We start from the raw sequence: 687 nt of genomic DNA on the forward strand, positions 1-687 counted from the left end.
ACCACGCGCTCACGTAGATCCGTCGACAATGCCATTCATGCTGGCCTCCTTCCCAGCAGGAACGGTGAATCAGAAAATCGCTGATTTGGGAATCCTCAACGACTCCAAACATTTTCATCCCGCTCTAGGTTCTTGATTTTATGCATGTCTTTATCCCGAAACCGGTTCCCACTTTCGAGAGACATGCTTTCTGTTGAAATCCCCTAATCTGTTGAAATCCAAAGAGTCCCCAGATTGGGGATTCTCGGATGGCGATCGGTCGGTTACGCTGTCTCCACTGATTCGAATTCCGGTTCGGGCAGGAACGGAATTGCGTAATGGGTCACAAGGGCGGCGGATGTGACGATGGCGACGGCAAGCAGCGCGCAGCGCGAACCTTCCATGGAAGAGATACTGGCTTCCATCCGAAGGATCATCGAGGACAGCGATACCGGTCGCAAGCAGCCGGCCGAGGCCGGTGAGCTGCGCCAGGACCTGGAGCCGGCCGTCGTCAATATTCCCTCCGCGGCCGTACCCGTTGTCGAGATCGACACCTTTCGTTCCGAGCTGCATGCGGATGCCGGTCCCCGCAAGCCGGCGACGCTGGCGGAAGTCCAGGCCCAGCTTGCAGCGACCGATCCATTGCTTGCGCGCGCCGAGGCTCGCCCGGAGCCGGTGAAGGCAGCGCCGGCGGAGACTGGTGCCAGG

General features: G+C 59.1%; 1 pseudogene. It reads left to right on the top strand.

The window, feature by feature from the left end:
- Positions 1-345: 345 nt before the first annotated feature.
- Positions 346-687, top strand: a pseudogene (locus EOA23_RS36845) (DUF2497 domain-containing protein); the annotation flags it as partial.

The sequence above is a fragment of the Mesorhizobium sp. M2A.F.Ca.ET.042.01.1.1 genome, assembly GCF_003997405.1.
GTDB lineage: Bacteria > Pseudomonadota > Alphaproteobacteria > Rhizobiales > Rhizobiaceae > Mesorhizobium.